We start from the raw sequence: 23541 nt of genomic DNA, 5'->3' as shown, positions 1-23541 counted from the left end.
CAAAGCTGTCTGCAAAACGCCACGCCCTGCCGCCAGGGAATCTCCTTCGCCCGCCAGTGACCACAGACGACGGGTTGACCTTCTGTCTCAACCCGGGTCAGAAGGTCCCAGGATAAGCGCCGCCGTCCGCCAGCACGTTCTGCCCGGTCATATAACCCGCCTGCTGGCTGCACAGGAAAGCGCAGATGGCACCAAACTCCTGCGCCGTGCCATACCGCCCTGCCGGAATCTGGGCCTGCTGTTGCGCGCGAACATCGTCCACGCTCTTGCCAGCCTTACCGGCAGCAGCGGTCACGGTGGCGGCCAGTCGGTCGGTGTCGAACTTGCCGGGCAAGAGGTTGTTGATGGTGACGCCCCGTGCAGCGATCTTGCTGCGCGAGACCCCCGCCACAAAGCCCGTGAGCCCGCTGCGCGCGCCGTTGGACAGACCCAGGATGTCAATGGGCGCCTTCACCGCGCTGGAGGTGATGTTGACGATGCGGCCAAAGCCTCGCGCAGCCATGCCGTCCACTGTGGCCTTGATCAGTTCGATGGGGGTGAGCATGTTGGCGTCCACGGCCTTGATCCATGCATCGCGGTCCCAGTCGCGGAAGTCGCCCGTTGGCGGGCCGCCGGCATTTGTCACCACGATGTCAAAGTCACGGCCCGGGCCACCTGTCACGGAGAACACGGCAGCACGGCCCTCGGCGGTGGTGATGTCAGCAGCTACCGCCAGCACCGTCGGTTTGGAGCTTTTTTGGCCGCTAGCGCTTTCCTGCATTGCGCCTTCAGCTACCAATTGTGTAGCAGCCTGCTCCAGCGCCTGGGCATTGCGGGCGTTGATGACCACGTTGACGCCCTCACGCACCAGGGCCAGCGCACAGCCATAGCCCAAACCCTTGCTCGCGCCACACACCAGCGCCCATTTGCCTGCGATACCCAAATCCATAACAATCTCCGGTTCTGCTGCAAGCCGCAGCATTCACAGATCATCATAAGTGGAGAGCTGCAACATGAATTGGCTGCACCGCGGAGCCCTGGCCACCTGGCTGGCATGGGCCGCATTGGCACCCCTGGCAGGTAGCGCGCATGCGCAGGAGGCGGCCGTGGTCAAGCGAGCCACCCAGTTGCGCGACACCCCCGCCGACAGCGGTGCGAGCGTGGCCCCGCTGGAGGCCAACACCGTGGTCACGCGCAGCAACGAGCGCAAGGGCCCCTGGACCAAGGTGAGCACACAGCAAGGCGCCACCGGCTGGGTGCACATGTTCGACCTGGGACCGCAGTCGGGGTCGGCCACGCCCACCAACAACGCCGCCACCAGCGGCCTGCGAGGCCTGGGCGGGCTGTTTGGCGGCAACAGCGGCTCCACCACCACGGCCACGTCCACGGTGGGCATTCGTGGCCTGGATGCTGAAGACATCGCCAATGCGCAGCCCAATCCTGCTGCCGTCGGCCGGGCAGAAAGCCTGCGGGTGAATGCCGACCAGGCGCGCCAGTTCGCCAGCTCGGCGTCCCTGCAATCCCGGGATGTGCCCGCCCTGGCGCAGCCCGCACTGCCCACATCCAGTCGGGACTCCGGCAGCGGGTCCAGCAACCCCTCCGACCCCAACTACAGCCCTAACTGAGGAAATGGCCATGAACCGGAATTCCACCTGGAAACGCCGCGCGCAGACGGCAGCCTTGTGCGCGCTGCTCGCCGCAGCGCCCCTGGCCGCCCACAGCCAGAACGTGATGAACATCCTCAACTCCCTGGGGGGCGGGCTGGGCTCGGCCATCACGGGGGGCAAAGCCGCTCCGGCGGCGCAGGGTGACGATCTGATCAGCCTGCTCACGCAGTCGATGGAGAACATCGACGAGGCCAAGGAAATCGAGATCGGCCGCCAGCTGGCCGCCCTGCTGCTGGGCGCCAAGCCCGCCCACCCGGACATGGCACTGCAGCGCTATGTGAACCGCCTGGGCCGGTGGGTGAGCCTGCAGTCGTCGCGCCCCGGACTGCCCTGGACCTTTGTGGTGCTGGATGACGCGGGCTACAACGCCTTTGCCGCGCCGGGCGGCTATGTGTTCGTGACCAAGGGGCTCATTGACCGCTGCGCCGACGAGTCCGAGCTGGCGGGCATCCTGGCGCACGAGATCACGCATGTGACCTCCAAACACCACCTCCAGGCCATCCGGCAAAGCGCCATGGCGGGGGTCGGCACGCAACTGCTGGCTTCGCAGATCCGCACCAGCAACATCGCAGGGCAGCTCGTCAAGGACCAGCTGCTGTCGCTGTTCCGCACCGTCTACACCAAGGGGCTGAGCCAGTCCGACGAATTCGAGGCGGACCGCACCGGGGTGTCGCTGGCGGCCAAAGCGGGTTTTGACCCCTACGGTCTGGTCTCGGTGCTGCAGCAGCTGCGCACCGTCACGCCGGACAACCCCATGTTCACGCTGACGATGTCCACCCATCCCGCCGCACAGGCCCGTCTGGATTACCTGGAGCAATCCATGGGCCGCCAGCTCGATGGGCTGGGCGGGTCGCGCGCATCGATTGCACAGCGCCTGGGCGGCAGTGCGCCTGCCAATGCGCCAGCACCCTCTGCCCGGCCTGCAGCGGCAAAGAAGGCGGGATAAGTCACCCCCAAGGAGAGCGCGCACCCGCTCTCTGCTGCCAGGTCAGGGCGCTTGGCGGCGCGCCAATTGGGTGAACACAAAAATACCCGTGATCACCAGTGCCGTGCCCGCAGCCACCCACACCGTGAACGGCTCACCCAGAATCCAGACCCCCATGAGGATGGTGGACAGCGGCCCCACCATGCCGGTCTGCGCGGTCATTCCAGCGCCCACGCGCTCAATGGCCATCATCACCATGAGCACGGGCGCAGCCGTGCAGAGCGTGGCGTTGAGCACGGACAGCCAGATCACCTCGGGTGCCACCACGGCAGCACTGAAGGGCCGCAGCACCACAAACTGCAGCAGGCATAGCAGGCACGCCACGGTGGTGGCCAGTCCCACCAGCCGCAGCGAACCCAGGCGCCGCACCATCTCGCCGCTGTAGACCAGATAGATGGCATAGCTCACCGCACTCAGGAACACCAGCAGGGTGCCCCAGGCTGCGTTGGTGCCCTGCAGGTTGGCTTCGTGGCCGAACACCAGCACCACGCCGCAGTAGCTGATCAGCATGCCCACCGCCTGCCCCCAGGTGATGCTGCGCCGGTACAGCACCCAGCCCAGCATTACCACCAGCGTGGGGTTGAGATACAGGATCAGGCGCTCCAGGCTGGCACTGATGTAGGCCAGCCCTGCAAAGTCCAGAAAGCTCGCCAGGTAGTAGCCCGTGAGCCCCAGGCCCAGCACGCCCAGCCAGTCCTTGCGGGTCAGGGGGGGCTTGCCCCGGCTGGCCCACCAAGCCATCACGGCAAAGATGGGCAGCGCAAACAGCATGCGGTACATGATGAGCGTGACCGCATCAACACCATGGCGGTACGCCAGCTTGACGATGATGGCCTTGCCGCTGAAGGCGATGGAGCCCAGCAGGGCCAGGGCGAGACCAGTTGCTACGTTTTTTGTAGCTGCTTGCGCTTGTTCAGATTGCGATGGATCCACTTTTTTCTATATTCAGTTATTCATTGCGCTGCGCGACAGCACAGCCCATGAAACTGGCACGTCCTGACGCGAGGTGGCCGCGGAACTGGCTTTGCCCGGCCGCTGTTCGCGTCCCCCTCCCGTAGCGCGCAGCGCGTAGAGAGAGGGGGAAGGCGCGAAGCGACTCAGGGGGTGTTCCATCAATACCCCGCCACTTGGCCGTCGCGACGCGGATCGCTGGCGGCCACGTAGCCCTGTACTTTGGGATCGCCCATGCGCCAGATGAACTGGCCGGCGCCAAAGTCCTGGTAGGAATCCTGGATCACCTCCATGCGGTGCCCCAGGCCCATCAGGCCCTGCACCGTCCCGGCGGGCATGGCGGCCTCGACGTTGATCGACAGCCCTTCATTGAAGCGCCAGCGCGGTGCGTCGCAAGCCACCTGCGGGTTCTGGCCGTAGTCCAGCATGCGCACCAGGGTTTGCATGTGGCCCTGTGGCTGCATGTTGGCGCCCATCACGCCGTAGCTCATCACGGGCTGGCCGTTTTGCGTGAGGAAGGCGGGGATGATGGTGTGAAACGGTCGCTTGCCGGGTGCCACCAGGTTGGCTGGGTTGGGGCCCGCCGGGTCGGTGCTGAAAGCCTGGCCCCGGTTCTGCAGGCTGATGCCAAAGGTGGGCTCCACACAACCCGAGCCGAAGCCCATGTAGTTGCTCTGGATGAAGCTCACCATCATGCCGTTTTCGTCGGCCGCAGTGAGGTAGATCGTGCCACCCTTGACCGGATTGCCAGCCCCGAAATCCTGCGCCTTGTCCATGTCGATGAGTTTGGCACGGGAGGCCAGGTACGCGTCATCGAGCATTTGCGCGGGGGTCACCTCCATGGACGATGGCTCGGCCACATAGCGGTACACATCGGCAAATGCGAGCTTCATGGCCTCGATCTGCAGATGCTGGGACGCTGCGCCATCCACGGGATGGCTCGCCAGATCGAATCGGTCCAGTATGCCCAGCGCAATCAGCGCTGCGATGCCCTGCCCGTTGGGCGGGATCTCGTGCAGGGTATAGCCTCGGTAGTTGCGGGCAATGGGCGTAACCCATTCAGGGCGGTGCGCTGCCAGATCCGCCAGCGTCAGGCTGCCGCCCTGGGCCTGCGAGAAGGCGACCAGCGCCTGGGCAATTTCGCCCGTGTAGAACGCCTGGCCTTGTGTGGCTCCGATGGCGCGCAGCGCTCGGGCTGCGGCGGCAAACTGGAACAGCTCCCCCACCTGCGGCGCGCGGCCCCAGGGCATGAAGCTTTGCGCAAACCCCGGCTGCGACTGCAGCTCAGGCACTGCAGCAGCCCATTTTTGCTGCACCACCACCGGCACCAGGTAGCCGCGCTCGGCAATCTCGGCGGCGGGCTCCATCAGCGCGGCAAAGGGCAGCTTGCCGAAACGCTCGGACAGAGCGACCCACGCGCTGACGGCACCCGGCACGGTGACGGAATCGATCCCGCGTTTGGGAGGGCTTGCCGGGCTCTTGCCGTAGCGGCTGTGAAAGTACCCGGGTGTCCAGGCCGCAGGGGCGCGGCCCGAGGCATTGAGCCCGTGCAGGGCCTGTCCGTCCCACAGGATGCAGAACGCGTCGCTGCCCAGCCCATTGCTCACGGGCTCGCAGATCGTCATGGCCGCTGCCGCCGCCACAGCAGCATCAACGGCATTGCCACCCTGCTGCAGCATGCGCAGGCCCGCCTGGGCGGCCAACGGGTGCGAAGTGGAAACAACATTGCGCGCAAACACCGGCAGGCGGGTGCTGGCATAGGAGGGGGTGTAGCTGAAGTGCATCGGTTCATTATGGGCCGCGTGCCCTGCCGTCGCAGGGGCATACCGCCGGTCCAACCCTGTGGCCGGGACTCCACTGGACGCGCTGACCGGGGCGTTCACGCTTTGAAGTGCGGGGCGCCCTTTTTCCTTTTTTTCCTTCTCTTTAACCGTGCTTGCGGAACACCCGGTGGTGCAATCGCCTCAGCGACCACCATACCGCCCCCGCCACCACCGGAATGGCGATGGCCGCCGTGGTTTCCGGCGACAGGGGCCAACCGAGCTTCTGCGCCCCCTTGGCCAGGTAGCTCACCAGGCCCACGATGTAGTACGTGATGGCCGCCACCGACAGCCCTTCCACCGTGGACTGCATCTGCAGCTGCAAATCCTGCCGGTGGTTCATGGTGGTCAGCAGCGCCTGGCTGCTTTGCTGCTGCTCGATCTCCACGCGGGTGCGCAGCAGGTTGCTCATGCGCGAGACACGTTGCGACAGCGCATCCTGGCGCCGCGCCGCCCATTCGCAGGTGCTGCGTGCAGGCGTAAGGCGCCGGTCCATGAATTCCCGAATCGTCTGCATCCCGGCCAGGCGCGATTCGGCAATGTCCTGAATGCGCTTGTCCAGCAGTTCGAAGTACGCGCTGCTGGCCGAAAAACGCGAGTGGGTGGCCGCATACTGGCTCTCCACCTGCCCGGCCAGACGGGTCAGGCGGTCCAGCAGCGCAGGCTCTGCGTCGCGATTGGCGGTGCGGATGGCGTCGGCCAGTTCGGCCAGTTCGCGCTCGGCAAAAGCCAGCACACTGGCGGCCTCGCGCGCGGCAGGCAGGCCCAGCAGGGCGGCCATGCGGTAGGTCTCGATTTCGAGCAGGCGCTGCACCAGGCGGCCCAGGCGGCGCTGCGTCATGCCGCCCGCGAGCAGCACCATGCGCGAGAACCCATCGGCGTGGATCGCAAAATCGGTGTAGACCTCGCCATGCCCGTCGGCCACCGTGGAGGCCACCAGCGTGTCCTCATGCAGCACATGCTTGACCAGCGACCCCGAACCAAAGGTGTGGGTGGGCAGTACCCACAGGTTCAGGCTGCACAGACAATGCCCGGGCAAAGCCGCCAGCCACCCGCGGGGCACCGCGTCTGCGGCGCTGGCCGGCTCCCGCTCGCCAAAGGCGTCGGACGCCATGGGCACCATGAAGGTCCAGGACACAAACTCGGTGTGCAGCTCCCAGCGCATGCGGTAAGCCCCCAGGTCCATGCGCAGGTGCGTGGTGTCCGCATCGGGCAATGCCAAGTGGTGGTCGCGCAACAGAGCCGCCACATGGGCCCGGCTCGCTTCACGCCCTGCGGCATCGGCCAGCATCACGATGTGTGCAATGGCCAGCGGGGCCGTCATGGCCTCGGGCGGACGGGCGTGGATTTCGTTGTGCAGCATCGCCCGGTGGGGATGCTGTGGCAGATGGAATGGAGTGGACATGCGGGCCTCTTGCCCGCCATTGTGTACTGGCGCTGAGGGCGTGCTGCGGCTGCAGATCACCAAAAAACAACGGCACCCGAAGGTGCCGTTGTTCTGGAGTCGGATGGAAAAGGCCGTGCCGTCAGTCTTCGACGAAGGCTTCCTCGCGCTTGCTCTTCACCGAAGGCAGCAGCACGATGATGAGCAGCAGTGCCGCAGCAGCCAGCAGGCCTGCCGACAGCGGACGCGTGACGAACACGCTCCAGTCGCCACGCGACAGCAGCAGCGCGCGGCGCAGGTTCTCTTCCATCATCGGGCCCAGGATGAAGCCCAGCAGCAGAGGTGCGGGTTCGGTGCCCAGCTTGTGGAAGATGTAGCCCACCAGACCAAACGCACCCACCATCCAGATGTCCCAGGTGTTGTTGTTGGTCGAATACACACCCACGGCGCAGAACAGCACGATGGACGGGAACAGCCAGCGGTAGGGCACCGTGAGCAGCTTGATCCAGATGCCGATCAGCGGCAGGTTCAAGATGATCAGCATGGCATTGCCCAGCCACATCGAGGCGATCAGGCCCCAGAACAGCTCGGGATTGCTCGTCATCACCTGGGGACCAGGCTGGATGTTGTGGATCGTCATGGCCCCCACCATCAGCGCCATCACAGCGTTGGGGGGGATACCCAGCGTCAGCAGCGGGATGAAGGAAGTCTGCGAACCGGCATTGTTGGCCGACTCGGGCGCTGCCACACCACGGATGTTGCCCTGGCCAAAAGGCACTTCACCGGGCTGGAGCTTGGTCTTCTTCTCCACGGTGTAGGCCGCAAACGCAGCCAGCAATGCCCCACCACCGGGCAGGATACCGAGGGCGGCACCCAGCGCCGTGCCCCGCAGCACGGCAGGAATCATGCGCTTGAAGTCGTCCTTGGTGGGGAACAGGCCTTCCACCTTGGCAGTGAACACTTCGCGCTCATCGTCAGGGCGCGAGAGGTTGGCAATGATCTCGCCGTAGCCGAAAACACCCATGGCGATGGTCACAAAGCCGATGCCGTCGGTCAGTTCAGGAATGTCGAAGCTGAAACGGGCCACACCCGAGTTCACGTCGGTACCCACCAGGCCCATCAGCAGGCCCAGCACGATCATGGCCACGGCCTTGAGCAGCGAGCCCGAAGCCAGCACCACGGCGCCAATGAGGCCCAGCACCATCAGCGAGAAGTACTCGGCAGGGCCGAACTTGAACGCCACTTCGGTCAACGGAGGTGCGAAGGCCGCCAGGATCAGCGTACCCACGCAGCCGGCAAAGAACGAGCCCAGGCCCGCCGCCGCCAACGCAGGGCCCGCACGGCCCTTGCGAGCCATCTGGTAGCCGTCGATCACGGTCACCACCGACGAGGACTCGCCCGGCAGGTTCACCAGAATGGCAGTGGTCGAGCCACCGTACTGTGCACCGTAATAGATACCGGCCAGCATGATCAGCGCAGCCACGGGTGGCAGCGCGTAGGTGGCGGGGAGCAGCATGGCGATGGTTGCCACCGGGCCGATGCCGGGCAACACACCAATGAGCGTGCCCAGCAAGCAGCCCACAAAGCAGTAAATGAGGTTTTGGAACGTGAACGCGACGCCAAAACCCATCGCGAGGTTGTCAAATAATTCCATGGTCGGTGCTCCTGCTCAACCCGTGATGAAACTCGGCCACACAGGGAACTGCAGCTTGAGCGCCCAGACGAATGCTACGTAACTGCCAATGGCCAACACGGTGGCCAGGATGAACACGGACTTCGCGTGGAACTCCTGGCCCGCCAGGCTTGCGATGAAGGTCAGTGCATAGATGCCCACGATGAGGCCCATCGCCGGGACACCTATGCTGGGCAAGCCGCCCAGCAGGATACCGAACGCAAAGTTGGCAGCCAGGATGAAGAACAGCGGCTTCCAGGCCCACTTTCCAATCTTGTCACCGTCCTGGGTTTCGACCGTGGTGGCCTTGAAGGTGATCGCGCCGCCGATGATGGCCAGCAAGATACCCAGCAGCAGCGGGAAGTAACCCGGGCCCATGCGGGCCCCGTTTCCGACGTTGTACGTGGTGGCTCCCCACGCAAACGCAACACCAACCCCCATGAACATGAGGCCGGCAAAGAAGTCTTTTTGACTTTTGATTTTCACGAATTGTCTCCTTGGCGGGAAATCTCGACTGCGCGATTGTGCGTGCAACCAAGGCCCGCGCGGATGTGGATTCCACCTACATCCGGTAACGCTTGGGATGTCCTGCATAACCCTCGCGCGTCGGTGGTAGTGCGGATCGGGAAAGGCCGCAAGGCGTCTTTTTGCGGCCAATAGCATGGCTATTGGCAAGAAAAGCAACGCAGCGGACTGCCCGAGGCCGCGCTATCACAGACCGCAGGGAGTTATGCAGGACATCCCTTGCTCCTGCGGAGCTGGTTCAAGGTCTTACTCCAGCGGCAGTGTCGCAGCAATCACCTCGTCCAGCGTGGTCAGGCCCTCTGCCACCCGCAGAGCGCCTGCCAGACGCAAGGGCCGCATGCCATCCTGCACGGCCTGGCGGCGCAGCTGGTCGATCGAGGGCGCCTGGTTGATCTTCTCCTTGAGTGCCTCGGTCACGGTGAGCAATTCATACAGGCCCATGCGCCCCCGAAATCCACCCATGCGGCAGTCCACGCAGCCCACGGGCTTGTAGGGGTGGTAGCCGCCACTGAGCTTCCAGGGCTTGACCACCTCCACCAGCGTTTCGCGCTGCGCCGTTTCGTCCTTTTGTTTGCACTGCTTGCACAGCGTGCGCACCAGCCGCTGGGCCAGCACCCCCAGCAGCGTGGCATTGAGCAGATAGGGGGGCACCCCCAGTTCCATCATGCGGGTGATGGCCGACGGGGCGTCGTTGGTGTGCAGTGTGGAGAACACCAGATGCCCGGTCAGCGCGGCCTGGATGGCCATCTCGGCCGTCTCCAGATCGCGGATTTCGCCCACCATGATGATGTCCGGGTCCTGGCGCATGAGGGCACGCAGGCCCTCGGCAAAGTTGAAGTCGAGCTGGGGCTGCACCTGGGTCTGGTTGAAGCTGGGCTCGATCATTTCGATCGGGTCTTCCACCGTGCTCACGTTCACCTCTTCGGTCGCCACCCGCTTCAAGGTGGAATACAGCGTGGTGGTCTTGCCCGAGCCCGTCGGCCCCGTCACGAGAATGATGCCGTGCGGGCGCTTGACCAGCGCCTCCCAGCGCTCGGCATCGTGCTGGGCAAAGCCCAGGGCGTCCAGATCCTTGACGGCATTGTCCGGGTCAAAGATCCGCATGACCATCTTCTCGCCAAACGCCGTGGGCAGAGTGGACAGGCGCATTTCCACCTCGTCCCCGCGCTGGTTGCGCGTCTTGATGCGGCCGTCCTGCGGACGGCGCTTTTCCACCACGTCGATGCGGCCCAGGAGCTTGATGCGCGAGACCATGGCGTTGTGCACGCCCATCGGCATCTGGTAGACCGGGTGCAGCACGCCGTCGATGCGAAAACGGATCACGCCCTGGTCGCGCCGTGGTTCCAGATGGATGTCGCTCGCGCGCTGGTCAAAGGCGTATTGCCAGAGCCAGTCCACCACCTTGACCACGCCCTGGTCGTTGGCGTCGAGCTGCTTGTTGCTCTTGCCCAGTTCCACCAGCTGCTCGAAGCTGCTGCCCCCGGAGTTGCCCCCTGCCTTCTGCGCGGCGCGCACGGACTTGGCCAGGGCAAAAAACTCTGCTGTAAACCGGTGAATGTCCAGCGGGCTGGCCACCACGCGGCGCACCGTGCGCCGGGACTGGCGCTCCACCTCCGCCACCCAGTCCTCGATGAAGGGCTCGGCCGTAGCCACCACCACTTCCTTGGGGGTGACCTGCACGGGCAGCACCTTGTGGCGCTCTGCATAGGTGGCGCTCATGGTTTCGGCCACGCGCCCCACGTCCACCTTGAGCGGATCGATCCGCAAATAAGGCAGGCCTGCCCGCTTGGCCAGGTATTCAGACAACGCCTCGATGTCCAGCGGCTTGCCATCGCTGGCACGTTCCATGGCCACGTTGGCCAGGCGCACCAGCGCATGCTGAGAGCTTTCCGCCTGCGAGCAGCGGGCGATGGTGCGTTGAGCTTCTTCCTGGGAGATGACTTCGTCATCGCTGAGCCACTGCACCATGCGTCGCCAGTCCACCGGACCGACGTAGGGTCGCGCCGCAGTGCTGGCCAGGGAAGCGGAGATTGTTTTCATCAGATACCTTTCCGAAACGGGACTGGGGGCGGCCCGGGGGCTCAGGCCGCGACGGGCTTGAATGCCCGCAGCCATTTGGTGGTCGGCAGGTCCCAGCGCGCCTGGATGGCCTGCGCCTGCACGTCGAGTTCCGCCCGCTTGGGGCGCGTTGGCGTCTTCTGGGCCAGCACCACGGTGTTGCCTTCTCGCGTGGGCTTGAAGGCCCAGAGTGCCTTGTCACCAAAGGCCGCCGCCATGCTCTGCAGGCTGCGCTCAAAGCTGGACGCCCGCCCGAACAGGTTGACCGTCATGCACCCCGTGTCGGTCAGCAAGGCGCGGCAGTCGGCGTAGAAGTCTGCGCTGTCGAGCACCGGCGCTGCGGCCTCATGGTCGTACAGGTCCACCGCCAGCGCATCCACCGTGCCCTGCCACATGGGGTTCTTGATCTCTTGCGCCGCATCGGCCAGCACCACCCGCAGCTTGGGGCCATCGGGCGGCAGCTTGAACCACTGCCGGCACACCGCCAAGACCTGTGGGTTGAGCTCGATGGCCGTGGTGCAGATGCGCAGCTTCTTGTGGCAGAACTTGGTGATGGCACCGGCCCCCAGCCCGAGCTGCATGGCGTGCCCCTTGGACACCTGGGGCAGGTCGGCAAACAACAGCCACGCCATCATGCGCTGCACGTACTCCAGTTCCAGTTCAAAAGGCTCTGCAACGCGCATGGACCCCTGAATCCACGGGGTGCCCAGGTGCAGGTGGCGCACTTCGCCGTCATCAGAGACGCTGACTTCGGGCAGTTCTTGTGATTTTTCTTTTTTGCGGGTCATTCACAACAATCAAAGCAGGCGGTGGGCCGCCATCAGGTCCGCCCAGGCAGCCAATTTACGTTCAAAACTCCAGGAGGCATTGGCCGGGCTGGTCGAGGGCAGACGGTGCGATGCGATAGAGCGGGCGGAACCAGGCCCGGAACCCGTGCCCACGCGCTGATCGGAAAGCACATCATCATGCGCCGCAGCGCGGGGGGGCCGGAAGCTGCTGAGCACCGCCGGGGCATGCTTGAAGCTCTCACCCCCATTGTGGGCGACGGCGGCGAGCTGCGGACACACCGCCTGCAGGCGCGCAAAGTCGTTGACCTGCGCATTGCGGATGCTGGTGTCCAGGCTGCCCTCCCGCTCGCAGCTCTCATACACATCCCACAGGCCAAGCCCCCTTGCCAGCAACCAGTCGCAACGTGCGGCATACCCTTCGGCCCCTGCGGGCGGCAAGGGATGCTGCGGCCACAGCGCTTGCAAGATCTTCCAGAAATGGTTTTGCGGGTGTGCGTAGTACTGGCGCAGCCGCAAGGAGGCAGCCCCCGGAAAACTTCCGAGGACCAGCACCACCGTGCCTGCAGACACCACCGGCGGCAGCCCCTGGAGGCGCACCGGCGGGGCTGGCGCCGGAGCATCAGGGAGCGGAGGGGGCTGCGTCAGAGCGGCGTCGGGCATCCGCCGATTCTGAACCGAAACCCGTCAGCAACCCCGCGACATCCTCAAAAAAAACGATAGCTGTAAACCCTTTACCACAAAGCGCTGGCCTCCTAAAAACCTACCAATTGGTGGATCAGACGGAGACCAGAGCCTGCAACCGGGGCAGCGCAACCAGCGCATTGGCACAGGTGATACCCGCCAAATCCTCCAGCGGCTGACTGCGCAGCTCGGCCAATGCGCTAGCAATGCGCGGGAGTTCGCCGGGTGCATTGCGCCCTTGGGGCAGGCCTTCGAGCCGCTGGGCGGCGGTGGCATACGACCAATGGGGCGGGATGTCCGGCGCATCGGTCTCCACCACCAGGGTCTCTGCGGGCAGTTCTGCCGCCAGGCGACGCAGCTGCAGCGCCCGGTCGTAGGTCATCGCGCCGCCAAACCCCAGCTTGAAGCCCAGGGCGATGAACGCCTGCGCCTGCTGCAGGCTGCCGTTGAAGGCATGGGCGATACCGCCTTGTACCGGCAGCTCCCGCAAGCCCTTGAGCAATTTGTCGGACGAGCGGCGCACATGCAGGATCACCGGCAGATCAAACCGGCGCGCCAGCTGAAGCTGCGTGCGATAGAACTGCTCCTGCCGGGCTGGGTCCAGGCCGGGCACGAAGTAATCCAGGCCAATCTCTCCGATGGCCACCAGACGCTGGTCAGCCCGGTGTTGCTCCAGTTCCTGCGCCAGCAGCTCCAGATCTGCGTCGTGCGCGCGCCCTGTGTACAGGGGGTGAATGCCCAGCGCATAGCTGTCGCCATGCCGATGGGCCAGGGCGCGCACCGTGGCCCAGTTGCTGCGCTCCACCGCCGGAATCACACAATGGGCCACGCCCTGGGCCCGCGCCTGGGCACGCACGGCATCACGGTCGGGGTCAAATTCGGGCGCATCCAGGTGGCAATGGGTATCGATCCAGACAGTCATGGAGTGATGATGCCCCATCAGCCCCGACCGCTCCCTCGGCGTGAAACCTTGCAAGTGCACTCTGCAGCGATCCGTGCTAACGTGAAAACCGTGCGCCGTCTCGCGGCGTCTTCCGTAGAAAAGGTGACAGGATGCCCCGGCCCGCCCTCTACAGCAGCTCCCGCCACACCCGCCGCTCCCCACCCGAGCCGGTTGAAAAAGTGCCTGCGCCCACCGAACAACCAGCGGCCAGTGTGATGGAGCCCTCTCCAAACCCTGCCACCAAGCCTGTGGCGGGCACGGCTCTGTCGCGGCGCCATCTGTACGCCCTGTGGGCACTGATCGCGCTGCTGACCACATTGCTGCTCTACAGCCTGTGGCTGCACCAACGCCCCGCCGCCCAGCGGATCACCCAGGAAGACATTGACGCCGCCGTGCTGCGCACGCTGGAGACGACCACCCCGCCCTCCGCCGCCGCCCGCGCTGTGGAATCGATCTCTCCCTCGATCGTGCGCGTGGTGGGCTACGGCCGCAGCAAAAACGGCAAGGAAGAGGTGGAACGCGGCATTGGCACGGGCGTGGTGATTGTGGACAAAGGCATCATCCTGACCAACCTGCACGTGGTGGCGGGCGCGGACCGCATTGCCATCACCTTCCACGATGGCCTGGAAACCACCGCCAGCATCACGGGCGCCCAGCCCGAAAACGACCTGGCCGTGCTGCAAGCCCACAAAGTACCCGATGACCTCTTCGCAGCCCCGCTGCGCTCCACCCAGGACCTGCGCCCCGGCGACCACGTGGTGGCCGTGGGCTTCCCGTTCGGCATCGGGCCTTCGGCCTCAGCGGGCGTGGTCTCGGGCCTCCAGCGCGAATTCACCTCGCCCGAAGGCAAGCGCCAGCTCAGCAACCTGATCCAGTTCGATGCTGCGGCCAACCCCGGCAACTCCGGTGGCCCACTGGTCACGCTCGATGGCGAGGTGGTGGGCATCGTCACCGCCATCCTGAACCCCACGTCGGCACGCACCTTCATCGGCATCGGGTTTGCGGTGCCCATCGAGAACGCCGCTTCCGCCGTTGGCATGCCCCCCTTCTGATCCCGAACCTTCACAAGGAGCACCATGGAAACCACCCCATCGCCCTCTGCCATGAACAACGCCGCCACCGCCACCCTGATGGAGCAGGTGCTCTACGAAGTCAAGCGCGTGGTGGTGGGCCAGGACCGCTTTCTCGAGCGGGTCATGGTGGCCATGCTCGCCCAGGGCCATCTGCTGGTCGAAGGTGTGCCGGGCCTGGCCAAGACGCTCACCGTGAAGACGCTGGCCAGCACCATCCAGGGCAGCTTCAAGCGCATCCAGTTCACGCCCGATCTGGTGCCCGCCGATCTGGTGGGCACGCGCATGTACAACCAGAAGACCGGCGAGTTCAGCACCACGCTGGGCCCGGTCTTCACCCACCTGCTGCTGGCCGACGAGATCAACCGCGCACCCGCCAAGGTGCAAAGCGCCCTGCTGGAGGTGATGCAGGAACGCCAGGTGACGATTGCAGGCGAGACCCACAAGGTGCCCGAGCCTTTCCTGGTGATGGCCACCCAGAACCCCATTGAGACCGAAGGCACTTACGCGCTGCCCGAAGCCCAGGTGGACCGCTTCATGATGAAAGTGCTGCTGGGCTACCCCACCGAGGAGGAAGAGTTCGTGATCGCCCAGCGCGCGCTCGATGTGCCCGTGCAGGTGCTGCCCGTGGCCACCACCGCGCAGCTGGCGGCGCTGCAGGCCGAATGCCGCACCGTCTATGTAGACCCGTCGATGCTGCAATACGCCGTGAAGCTGGTGGCCGCCACCCGCGAGCCCACGCGGCATGGCCTCAAGGACCTGACCGGCTACATCAGCTGCGGCGCCAGCCCGCGCGCCACCATTGCCCTCGCAGAGGGCGCCCAGGCCCTGGCCATGCTGCGCGGGCGCAACTACGTGCTGCCCGAAGACATGACCGACCTGGCGGCCGACGTGCTGCGCCACCGCATCGCGCTGTCGTACGAGGCGCTGTCCGAGGGGCTGGATGCCGATGCCCTCGTCAAGCGCATCATGGCCAAGATACCGGCGCCTGCCCGGCCTCTGCATCATGAGCAAAAAGTTGCCTGACACCACTTCAGCCACGGTCCACACGCTGCCCACCCTGCCGGGGCAGGCGGACCGGTTGCTGCGCGAGCTGGAGTGGAAGGTGATCCGCCGCCTGGACGGCCTGCTGCAGGGCGACTACCGCACGCTGATGCGCGGCAGCGGCCTGGACCTGGCCGACCTGCGCGAGTACCAGCCGCATGACGACGTGCGCCACATCGACTGGAACGTCACTGCACGCCTGAACATCCCCCACGTGCGCGTGTTCACCGAAGACCGCGAGATGTCCGCCTGGTTTCTGCTGGACCTCAGTCCGTCCATCAACTTCGGCCCGCAGGGCAACGCCAAGCGCGACATCCTGACCGGCTTTGTGGCCGTGCTGTCGCGCCTGCTGACGCGCCACGGCAACCGCGTGGGCGCCATGCTCTACGGCGCAGGCAATGCACCCGCCCGCGCTGTGGATGCGGTGTTACCGCCCCGCAACAGCCGCGCCCATGTACTGCATCTGGTGCACCGGCTGTTGACGCCGCCCGCCCCTGCCACCGGCACATCCAAACCCGGCGGAGGCGCCACAGAACTGCACCGTTTGCTGCAAACGGGCCTGGCCAACCTGCGCCGCCGCTCCACGGTGTTTGTGGTGTCCGACTTCATCAGCGCACCCGGCTGGGAAAAGCCCCTGGCCCAACTCGCCCAGCGGCACGACGTGGTGGCCGTGCGCCTGCTCGACCCGCTGGAGCTGGAACTGCCCGATGTGGGCCTCATCACGCTGCGCGATGCCGAAAGCGGCGAGCAGCTGCAGGTGGACACCCACGACGCGGGCTTTCGCCGCCGCTTCGCCCGCCTGGCGGCCGAGCGCGAGGCCGTGCTACGCGAAGGCCTGACCCGCGCGGGCGCCGACACACTGGAGCTGTGCACCGACGACGATCTGGTCGATGCCCTGCTGCGTTTCATGGACCTGCGCCAGCACCGGGTACGCACCTCCCGAGCCGCGCCCTCCCGCGCTGCAGATCCGGCGCAGCACGCCGCCTGAACGAACCACGTCCCCGCCCGAAGGAACACACCATGGTTTTTCTCTGGCCCACCCTGCTCTGGCTGTTGCTGCTCGTGCCCCTGCTGGTGCTGATGTACTGGTGGCTGCTGCACCGGCGCAAGAAAACGGCGCTGAGCTATTCGAGCCTGTCGCTGGTGCGCGAGGCCATGGGCCCCGGCCAGAACCTGCGCCGCCACATCCCGCCCGCACTCTTTCTGCTGGCGCTGGTGGCACTGCTGCTGGCCACCGCACGCCCGCTGGCCGTCATCACCCTGCCCTCGCAGGACCAGACCATCATGCTGGCCATGGATGTCTCGGGCAGCATGCGCGCCGCCGATGTGGAGCCCGACCGCCTCACCGCTGCGCAGAACGCCGCCAAGGCCTTCATCGCCGAGCTGCCCCGCCATGTGCGTGTGGGCATCGTGGCGTTTGCCGGCAGCGCCCAGCTGGCCCAGCTGCCCACGCAAAGCCGCGAAGACCTCGTCAAAGCCATCGACAGTTTTCAGCTCCAGCGCGGCACGGCCACGGGCAACGGCATCATGCTGTCGCTGGCCACCATCTTCCCCGACGCGGGCATCGACATCTCCGCCCTGGGTGGCCGCCAGGCCATGCGCCCCAAGCCCATTGACGAAATTGGCAAACAAGACCCGGCCAAGGTGTTCACGCCCGTGGCGCCCGGCTCCTACACCTCGGCCGCCATCATCATGCTGACCGACGGCCAGCGCACCACTGGCGTGGACCCGCTGGAGGCCGCCAAATGGGCGGCCGACCGGGGGGTGCGGGTGTACACCGTGGGCGTGGGTACGGTGGCGGGGGAGACCATCGGCTTTGAAGGCTGGTCCATGCGGGTGCGGCTGGACGAAGAAACCCTGAAGGCCGTGGCCACGCGCACCAACGCCGAGTACTTCCACGCGGCCACCGCCGCGGATTTGAAGAAGGTGTACGAGACGCTCAGCTCACGGCTGACGGTGGAGAAGCGGGAAACCGAAATCTCGTCATTGCTGGCGTTGCTGGGAGCGACGTTGGCATTGCTGGCAGCCGGGCTGTCGGTGTGGTGGTACGGGCGGATTTTGTAATGTTTTTTTTGGCTCTAGCGCTTACCAGACAAGCGCTAATAGCTACTATTTTTATAGCATATAGCCTGTAGTGCATGTTTCGGGCGTGCTTGGGATGCGAGTAAGCGCTACCGTGCACTCCTCAGCATTCTCCAAACGATAGACTTCAAAAAAGATAGCTGTTAGCGCAATACCAGCAAGCGCTACACCCCGAAATCTTTTGAAATCTGCTCACGCCGCTCCCAGCGCCATCCGCCCCGACGCCGTCGCCTGGCTCGCATGGCGCGTCTCCACCCGGTTGCGCCCCGCGCGCTTGGCGTCGTAGCACGCCATGTCGGCCGCATACAGCACCGACGGCACATCCTGCAGACTCGCATCGAGCACCACCAACCCGATGCTCACCCCCAGCGTGAAGCTGCGCCCCTGGTACGAAGGCTCCCACGCCTGTACCGAGGCGCGCAGCTGCTCCGCCACCGCCTGGCCGCGTGCCAGCGCACAGCCGGGCAGCACCACCGCAAACTCGTCGCCGCCCAGCCGCGCGGCCCAGCCGATCTGGCGCACCTGGGATTCAAGCAAGCGGGCCACATGGCGCAGCACATCGTCGCCCGCGTCATGCCCGGCAATGTCATTGACCACGGTGAAGTGGTCCAGGTCCAGAAACAGCACCACGCCGTCCCCGGCTGCCTCGCTGCTGTTTGCATCCGGTGCGCGCGGGCGCATCGAGCGTTCGGCCAGCAGCAGGCCCAGGCGCTCGTCAAACGCATTGCGGTTGTAGAGCTGGGTCAGGGCATCGTGCGTGCGCTCCCACGCCTGCTGCATCTGTGCCTCGCGTGCAGCGGTGATGTCCTCCAGAATCCAGACGGTGCCTCCCGCCATCTCGTCGGGCCGCACGCCACGGCCCTGCACGCGGGCCCACACGGGGGTGCCGTCCTTGCGCATGAAGCAGACATCGCCATCGAAGGCGCCATGTGCGGCGAACTCGGCCTGCACACGCTCGCCAATGCGGCCGTATTCGGCATCGTTGGCATACAGGGTGCGCGCCGGATGGCCCTGCAGTTCGCCCTCGGTGTAGCCCAGCATCAAGCAGGCTTGCCGGCTCACCACTTCCAGGATGCCGTGGCGCGAGATGACGATGCCCACGGAGGCACTGTCCAGCACGGCCTGGAACTGCCCATCCAACGTGGCCTTGTGCTGCTGCTGCAGGCTGCCCTGCTGCACCATGCCCTGGAACATTTGCACCAGTTCGCCCACTTCACCCCCCGCACGCGGCCAGGCGACGGTGCCTTGCGGCGGGCCAGCGCGCGTGCTGCGCCGCAGCAGCTGGCGGGCACTGTGCGTGAGCTGCGCCAGCGGCTGCGCCATCCAGGCCATCAGCCCGGCCACGAGCAGCATGCACAGCGCCATGCTGGCGGCGGCCAGCCACCAGGCTTCGCGCTGCGCGCCCTGCAGGGGCGCCAGCAGCGCCTGCGAGGGGCTGACCCGCGCCACGATCCATTGCGGCAGCGGCATGCCCGCCATGCTGACGATGTGCTGGTCTTCAAGATGGGTCGTGCCCCGCCCTACCACTGGCTGGGCCTGCTCCAGCCAGCGGCTGTAGACGGGCGCCAGGCCCGTCTCGTCGCTCACCTTGCCCATGATGCGGGTCGGGTCCGAGTGCGAGAGGATGGTGCCGTCGCGCGTAAACACCAGCAGCCGAGAATCATCGCGCGCGGGCAGTGTCATGGACGGCGGCAGCAGGCCCTGCGATTGCAGGCGCAACGCACCTGCCACCACACCCAGCACAGTGCCGTCTTCGCGGTGCAGCGGCATGGTGAACATCACACGCGCGTCGCTGGTGCGCCCGGCAATCAGCTCGGACACCAGCGGCTTGCCGTCAATGAGCGTGCGGCGCAGCGCATCGCGCTCGGCGGGGTCCAGGTTGGAGGCCTTGTCCAACCGCCCCCCACGCAGGTTCAGCCGCAGTTCGCCGTTGTCGCGGGCGACCTGCATCGCATCAAAGAACTGCACGGCGGGCAGCCCCTGCTGGAGCAGCCATTCGAGGGCCGAGGGTGATTCGAGCATGGCGGGCGTAATACCAGCAGCCACCGTGCGCAACACCTTTTGGCTTTGCTCGATCTTGCTGGCCAGCAGGCGGGCCACCACCTCGACCTCATCGGTCTGCTGGCTCACCACCCGCCGCATGGCCTCCTGCCCGGAGGCCCGCGTGACCAGCCACGCCGACACCACCCCCGACAACCCCACAGCCAGCACCGCCACCAGCACCAGCCGCAACACCAGCGGACCGGGCATTGACCAGCCCGGCGCGTCCTGTGGCGGCGCAGGGTGGGTCGGGGGCGTCATGGACACTCCGCGCAGGGAGCGCCCGATGGGCGCAAAGGGGTGGCGTTGGGCATGGGGACAGGTCAAACCGGACAGGTCCCAACAAATATACGCAGCCCCTGCAGCCCAGGGCTTGGGTAGAACCCTCAGTGAAACCCAAGGACAAACCCTGACGAGGAAGCCCCCTGAGCCGCCGCGCGGCTTCCCCCGGAGGGGGACGCACCCAGGGGCCTGGCAAAGCCAGTTCCACGGGTGCGCTGGCGGGCGGCGCGCCAGTAGCAGAGGCGGTGCGCGCTATTTTTCGCGCGGCGCCGAAGCCATCCACACTTGGTTCAGTTCAGCAACCGGCCATCGACTGCAGCGCCCGGGGCTGAGGCAGGTTCAGCACATTGCCCGTGCCATGGATCAGGCCCAGTTCCCGCAGATGGCGCAGCACGCGCGAGAAGGTTTCGGGGGCGATACCCAACTGCGCCGCAATCAGGCGCTTGCGCTGGTGCAGCGTGACCTGCATGGTGCCGCTGTGGTCGGGCTGGGCGTGGTTGAGCAACCACTGCGCGCAGCGCGATTCGGCATCCTGCGCGAGGCGGCTCACGGCCAACTCGGACTGCTGGCGGTAGCCCTGCGCCATGTCGAGCAACAGGCCCCGTGCACCCGCCGGCATTTCTGCAAGGCTGCGGCGAAACTCCTCGATGGGAAGGCGGCGCACCTGCACACGGGTATCGGCCACCATGTCCACCGGCAGCGGCATGCCCATCAGGGCCGACGCGGCATCGAGCCAGAACGGCCCTTCCACGGCCCCCAGCTGGTGGCGCAGGTAGCCATCGTCGAGCACACCGCGCAGCACGCGGCCACTTTCGAGGTGCAGCACAGACGTCAGCACCTCGTTGCGCCTGCGCAGCACTTCACCGGCGGCAATCACCTCGGTTTCGGCGGGCAGTGAGAAATAGGTAGAGGGCAGCATGGGACGGACTGTGCCGCGCCCCGGACCGCTGGGCATTGAGCAAGATCAAACCGAACCCTCGCGGCAGCCCTGCCGCTGCGCCAGGGTTGAGCCAACGCATGAACAACCTGCATGCCCCCCGAACGTCCACCCCAGGGAATGGCCTGTCACCTCACGGAAACAGTGTGTAACAAGGTTGTCACACCCGGCCGATATCGTGGGCACCTTGCTCAGAGCCCCCCATCTACCGTGACGCACAACCCCCTTTGGAGCCGACTGGAGGCGATGATGGCCTTGCTGTCCCCGGCTGCGCGCCATGGCAAGGGCCCTCTGGCACAACTCATGCGCGAAGGGGGCCTGCACTGCGTGTTCCAGCCCCTGGCCGACCTGCGCGAGGGCAGCGTGTATGCCCACGAAGCCCTGATCCGAGGCCCCGAGGGCACCCCTTTGCACACGCCCGATGCCTTGCTGGAGCTGGCGCGGCGCGAGCACATCCTTCAGGACTTCGAGCTGCTGTGCGTGTTCACCGCCTTGCAGCAGTGGGGCGTTCAGAAGGCGCCGGGCCGCCTGTTTGTGAACATCAGCGCCGACGCGCTGGTGCACGGGGTGGCCCTGGTGGGCGCGCCGATGCTGGGCGAGGCCGTGCGCAGCTTTGGCGTGAGCGCCCGCCTTCTGGTGCTGGAAATCACCGAGCACGAGCGCGTGACCGACATGCCCCAGCTGCGCCAGGCCATCAAGGCGGTGCACGCCTGCGGCGCGCGGCTGGCGCTGGACGACTTTGGCGACGGCCGCTCCAGCCTGCGGCTGTGGTCCGAGGTGAAGCCCGACTTCGTGAAGATCGACAAATACTTCATCCGCGACATCAGCAACCAGCCCGAAAACCTGCAGATGCTGCAGGCCATCAAGGGCATAGCCCATATGTTTGGCACCAAGCTGATAGCCGAAGGCATCGAGACACGCGACGACCTGCGCGCACTGCGGGACCTGGACGTCCCTTACGGACAGGGCTGGCTGCTGGGCCGCCCCGCCAAGGCCCCGCGCGAGGCCGTGGAGAGCCCGGCACAGGAAGTGATGCAGGACCGCCGCGTGGCCGTGCTGCCGCACCTGGGCCAGACCGCACGCCCGGGCATCCTGCGCAGCCTGCTGGTGGTGCAGGCGCCCACCGCTGCGCCCGCCACCAGCAACGATGCAGTGGCCGCCATGTTCCATGAGCGCACCGACCTGCACGCGCTGGCCGTGGTGGACGGCACGCGCCCCGTGGCGCTCATCAACCGCCAGCAGTTCATGAACCACTACGCCACGCTGTACTTTCGCGAGGTGCATGGCCGCAAATCGTGCCTGGCGTTTGCCAACCAGGCACCGCGTGTGGTCGAGCTGGACTGTGACGTAGACCAGCTCGTGGGCATCCTCACCTCGCAGGACCAGCGGTATCTGAACGACGGCTACATCGTCACCGACAACGGCCGCTACCTGGGCCTGGGCACGGGCGACCAACTGGTGAGGGCCGTGACCGAGACCCGCATCGAAGCCGCGCGCCACGCCAACCCGCTGACCTTTCTGCCCGGCAACATCCCCATCAGCCTGCACATGCAGCGCCTGCTGGACCACCACACCGAGTTTGTGGCCTGTTATGCCGACCTGAACAACTTCAAGCCCTTCAACGACCACTACGGCTACTGGCGCGGCGACCAGATGATCCGCCTCGTCGCCCGCCTGGCCACAGCGCACTGCGACGCGCGGCGCGACTTTGTGGGCCATGTGGGTGGGGACGATTTCATGCTGATCTTTCAGAGCAGTAACTGGCTGCAGCGCTGCAAGAACATCGTGGACGCCTTTGCCCGCGAAGCGCTCACGCTGTTTGACGACGAGGCCCGGCGCGCCGGTGGCATCCAGGCCGAAGACCGGCATGGGGTGCCACGGTTCTTTCCGTGCACCACGCTGGCCATTGGTGCGGTGCGCATCACCCCCGGGCGTTTTCGGCATGCCGAGGAAGTGGCCAACCTGGCAGCCGTGGCTAAACATGAGGCCAAGCAGGCAGCGACCGGGGTGGTGCTGCATGGGGGCTTTACCGAATCAAGCCTGGGCGCGCTGGCGGCGACGCGGGCGTTGCAGGATGTGCTGGCGGCGTAGGGAGTGGATGGGACAGCGGGGTCGGTGGCTTGCGAGGCGACTTCACCGCAGTACGCATGGACACACATGGCGCAAAGGCCCGAGCCCGCAGCTTGATTTCAGTCAGCCAATGGGGTTGGGCGACTCACGCTGCAAGCCAGTCTGCGTCGGCCTCTGGCGCACCTGTGAGCGCCGCGCTCCTACCCGGTCATTGATTCTGTTCACGGCTCAAATCTGAGTCTCGGTCCCCCTGCCTTGCGACTTCGCAGGCTATAGTTTGCTCAGCGGAGGCATGCCGGGTTTCGCGGAATTTGTATACCTGGATATTTCACAGCATATTGACCGCAATCCCAGGCGGAAATCCGCTTTCAGGAGGAATCCGTATCCAGAATCTCCCGCACAGTCCAGCTTATTTGGAAAGGTGTAGGGGATACATCTAGGGACCCTCTGCACAAATCCCTGCGTAATGTGCTTACGAAGGCTTGAAGCCGAGACAATAAGGCCATGAAGCAAAGCAGCCTGGGCCTGAGCAATACCACCAAGCGCACCCGCAAGCGCGAGTT

Annotated in this window: 19 protein-coding genes; 7 read left to right on the top strand and 12 right to left on the bottom strand. The window is 65.8% G+C overall.

The genetic code is table 11. The annotated features are described in order from the left end of the window. Nucleotides 1–97 precede the first annotated feature (97 nt). Entirely contained in the window at nt 98–928 is an 831-nt protein-coding gene (locus tag NFX52_RS10210; protein ID WP_207401970.1) for an SDR family oxidoreductase, read from the bottom strand. Nucleotides 929–992: 64 nt separating this feature from the next. On the opposite strand from NFX52_RS10210, the gene NFX52_RS10205 reads away from it, so the two are divergent. Both NFX52_RS10205 and NFX52_RS10200 read left to right on the top strand, forming a co-directional pair. Next, complete coding sequence (locus NFX52_RS10205; protein WP_055401475.1) at nt 993–1604, top strand: SH3 domain-containing protein; 612 nt, start codon at nt 993–995, stop codon at nt 1602–1604. 10 nt (nt 1605–1614) lie between these two features. After that, the gene (locus NFX52_RS10200; protein ID WP_228896545.1) at nt 1615–2592 is read left to right on the top strand and encodes a M48 family metalloprotease; all 978 of its coding nucleotides are present in this window, start codon (nt 1615–1617) and stop codon (nt 2590–2592) included. Between the two features lie 42 nt (nt 2593–2634). Here the strand turns inward: NFX52_RS10200 and NFX52_RS10195 are convergent, their stop codons facing one another. The 9 genes from NFX52_RS10195 to NFX52_RS10155 form a co-directional block, all read right to left on the bottom strand. Next, the gene (locus NFX52_RS10195; protein ID WP_055401473.1) at nt 2635–3564 is read right to left on the bottom strand and encodes a DMT family transporter; all 930 of its coding nucleotides are present in this window, start codon (nt 3562–3564) and stop codon (nt 2635–2637) included. Nucleotides 3565–3743: 179 nt separating this feature from the next. Next, a complete protein-coding gene (locus tag NFX52_RS10190; RefSeq protein ID WP_055401471.1) occupies nt 3744–5366 on the bottom strand; it encodes a gamma-glutamyltransferase family protein in 1623 nt (540 codons plus the stop codon). Nucleotides 5367–5508: 142 nt separating this feature from the next. Continuing rightward, a complete protein-coding gene (locus NFX52_RS10185; RefSeq protein WP_238385737.1) occupies nt 5509–6765 on the bottom strand; it encodes a DUF3422 family protein in 1257 nt (418 codons plus the stop codon). Between the two features lie 163 nt (nt 6766–6928). Beyond that, nucleotides 6929–8440: a tripartite tricarboxylate transporter permease gene (locus NFX52_RS10180; RefSeq protein WP_055401467.1), complete on the bottom strand. Its 1512-nt coding sequence runs from the start codon at nt 8438–8440 to the stop codon at nt 6929–6931. A 15-nt stretch (nt 8441–8455) separates the two neighbouring features. Continuing rightward, nucleotides 8456–8944, bottom strand: coding sequence for a tripartite tricarboxylate transporter TctB family protein (locus NFX52_RS10175; protein ID WP_055401465.1), 489 nt, complete (start codon nt 8942–8944; stop codon nt 8456–8458). Nucleotides 8945–9229: 285 nt separating this feature from the next. Next, entirely contained in the window at nt 9230–11023 is a 1794-nt protein-coding gene (gene tfpB / locus NFX52_RS10170; RefSeq protein WP_252635625.1) for a type IV pilus assembly ATPase TfpB, read from the bottom strand. A 41-nt stretch (nt 11024–11064) separates the two neighbouring features. After that, nucleotides 11065–11829 (bottom strand): class I SAM-dependent methyltransferase, encoded by a 765-nt coding sequence (locus NFX52_RS10165; protein ID WP_055401461.1) that lies wholly within the window; start codon nt 11827–11829, stop codon nt 11065–11067. 9 nt (nt 11830–11838) lie between these two features. Continuing rightward, a complete protein-coding gene (locus NFX52_RS10160) occupies nt 11839–12489 on the bottom strand; it encodes a DNA-deoxyinosine glycosylase (RefSeq protein WP_055401459.1) in 651 nt (216 codons plus the stop codon). Between the two features lie 115 nt (nt 12490–12604). Then, the gene (locus NFX52_RS10155) at nt 12605–13432 is read right to left on the bottom strand and encodes a TatD family hydrolase (RefSeq protein ID WP_055401514.1); all 828 of its coding nucleotides are present in this window, start codon (nt 13430–13432) and stop codon (nt 12605–12607) included. A gap of 131 nt (nt 13433–13563) precedes the next feature. Here NFX52_RS10155 and NFX52_RS10150 point away from each other — a divergent pair, with 131 nt between their 5' ends. Genes NFX52_RS10150 through NFX52_RS10135 form a run of 4 tightly spaced genes read left to right on the top strand, consistent with a single transcriptional unit; the run spans nt 13564 to nt 17631 of the window. After that, nucleotides 13564–14505, top strand: a complete 942-nt coding sequence (locus NFX52_RS10150; protein WP_055401457.1) for a S1C family serine protease — start codon at nt 13564–13566, stop codon at nt 14503–14505. A gap of 24 nt (nt 14506–14529) precedes the next feature. Further along, on the top strand, nt 14530–15549 hold the full coding sequence (locus NFX52_RS10145) for an AAA family ATPase (RefSeq protein ID WP_055401455.1): 1020 nt from the start codon (nt 14530–14532) through the stop codon (nt 15547–15549). Further along, nucleotides 15530–16555 (top strand): DUF58 domain-containing protein, encoded by a 1026-nt coding sequence (locus NFX52_RS10140; protein WP_207401969.1) that lies wholly within the window; start codon nt 15530–15532, stop codon nt 16553–16555. The genes NFX52_RS10145 and NFX52_RS10140 overlap by 20 nt, the downstream gene beginning before the upstream one ends. A 32-nt stretch (nt 16556–16587) precedes the next feature. Beyond that, nucleotides 16588–17631 carry a VWA domain-containing protein gene (locus NFX52_RS10135; protein ID WP_055401453.1) on the top strand — a complete coding sequence of 348 codons (1044 nt, stop codon included), beginning with the start codon at nt 16588–16590 and terminating at the stop codon, nt 17629–17631. A 210-nt stretch (nt 17632–17841) separates the two neighbouring features. Here NFX52_RS10135 and NFX52_RS10130 read toward each other — a convergent pair whose 3' ends face one another. After that, a complete protein-coding gene (locus NFX52_RS10130) occupies nt 17842–19950 on the bottom strand; it encodes a sensor domain-containing diguanylate cyclase (RefSeq protein ID WP_207401968.1) in 2109 nt (702 codons plus the stop codon). Between the two features lie 316 nt (nt 19951–20266). Continuing rightward, nucleotides 20267–20890: a Crp/Fnr family transcriptional regulator gene (locus NFX52_RS10125; protein WP_055401449.1), complete on the bottom strand. Its 624-nt coding sequence runs from the start codon at nt 20888–20890 to the stop codon at nt 20267–20269. Nucleotides 20891–21154: 264 nt separating this feature from the next. Between NFX52_RS10125 and NFX52_RS10120 the strand changes: the two genes are divergently transcribed. After that, nucleotides 21155–22999, top strand: coding sequence for an EAL domain-containing protein (locus NFX52_RS10120; RefSeq protein WP_055401447.1), 1845 nt, complete (start codon nt 21155–21157; stop codon nt 22997–22999). Nucleotides 23000–23541 lie beyond the last annotated feature (542 nt).

Origin of the sequence: Acidovorax facilis (genome assembly GCF_023913775.1) — a bacterium.
In the GTDB taxonomy this organism is placed as follows: Bacteria; Pseudomonadota; Gammaproteobacteria; order Burkholderiales; family Burkholderiaceae_C; genus Acidovorax; species Acidovorax facilis.
This window is presented reverse-complemented; position numbering and strand designations above follow the sequence as displayed.

Coding starts and splice junctions, on each gene's coding strand:
- NFX52_RS10160 (WP_055401459.1), bottom strand. CDS start 12,489: ATGCCCGACGCCGCTCTGACGCAGCCCCCTCCGCTCCCTGATGCTCCG.
- NFX52_RS10185 (WP_238385737.1), bottom strand. CDS start 6,765: ATGCTGCACAACGAAATCCACGCCCGTCCGCCCGAGGCCATGACGGCC.
- NFX52_RS10200 (WP_228896545.1), top strand. CDS start 1,615: ATGAACCGGAATTCCACCTGGAAACGCCGCGCGCAGACGGCAGCCTTG.
- NFX52_RS10190 (WP_055401471.1), bottom strand. CDS start 5,366: ATGCACTTCAGCTACACCCCCTCCTATGCCAGCACCCGCCTGCCGGTG.
- NFX52_RS10165 (WP_055401461.1), bottom strand. CDS start 11,829: ATGACCCGCAAAAAAGAAAAATCACAAGAACTGCCCGAAGTCAGCGTC.
- NFX52_RS10150 (WP_055401457.1), top strand. CDS start 13,564: ATGCCCCGGCCCGCCCTCTACAGCAGCTCCCGCCACACCCGCCGCTCC.
- NFX52_RS10140 (WP_207401969.1), top strand. CDS start 15,530: ATGAGCAAAAAGTTGCCTGACACCACTTCAGCCACGGTCCACACGCTG.
- NFX52_RS10210 (WP_207401970.1), bottom strand. CDS start 928: ATGGATTTGGGTATCGCAGGCAAATGGGCGCTGGTGTGTGGCGCGAGC.
- NFX52_RS10135 (WP_055401453.1), top strand. CDS start 16,588: ATGGTTTTTCTCTGGCCCACCCTGCTCTGGCTGTTGCTGCTCGTGCCC.
- NFX52_RS10125 (WP_055401449.1), bottom strand. CDS start 20,890: ATGCTGCCCTCTACCTATTTCTCACTGCCCGCCGAAACCGAGGTGATT.
- tfpB (WP_252635625.1), bottom strand. CDS start 11,023: ATGAAAACAATCTCCGCTTCCCTGGCCAGCACTGCGGCGCGACCCTAC.
- NFX52_RS10130 (WP_207401968.1), bottom strand. CDS start 19,950: ATGACGCCCCCGACCCACCCTGCGCCGCCACAGGACGCGCCGGGCTGG.
- NFX52_RS10180 (WP_055401467.1), bottom strand. CDS start 8,440: ATGGAATTATTTGACAACCTCGCGATGGGTTTTGGCGTCGCGTTCACG.
- NFX52_RS10155 (WP_055401514.1), bottom strand. CDS start 13,432: ATGACTGTCTGGATCGATACCCATTGCCACCTGGATGCGCCCGAATTT.
- NFX52_RS10205 (WP_055401475.1), top strand. CDS start 993: ATGAATTGGCTGCACCGCGGAGCCCTGGCCACCTGGCTGGCATGGGCC.
- NFX52_RS10120 (WP_055401447.1), top strand. CDS start 21,155: ATGATGGCCTTGCTGTCCCCGGCTGCGCGCCATGGCAAGGGCCCTCTG.
- NFX52_RS10145 (WP_055401455.1), top strand. CDS start 14,530: ATGGAAACCACCCCATCGCCCTCTGCCATGAACAACGCCGCCACCGCC.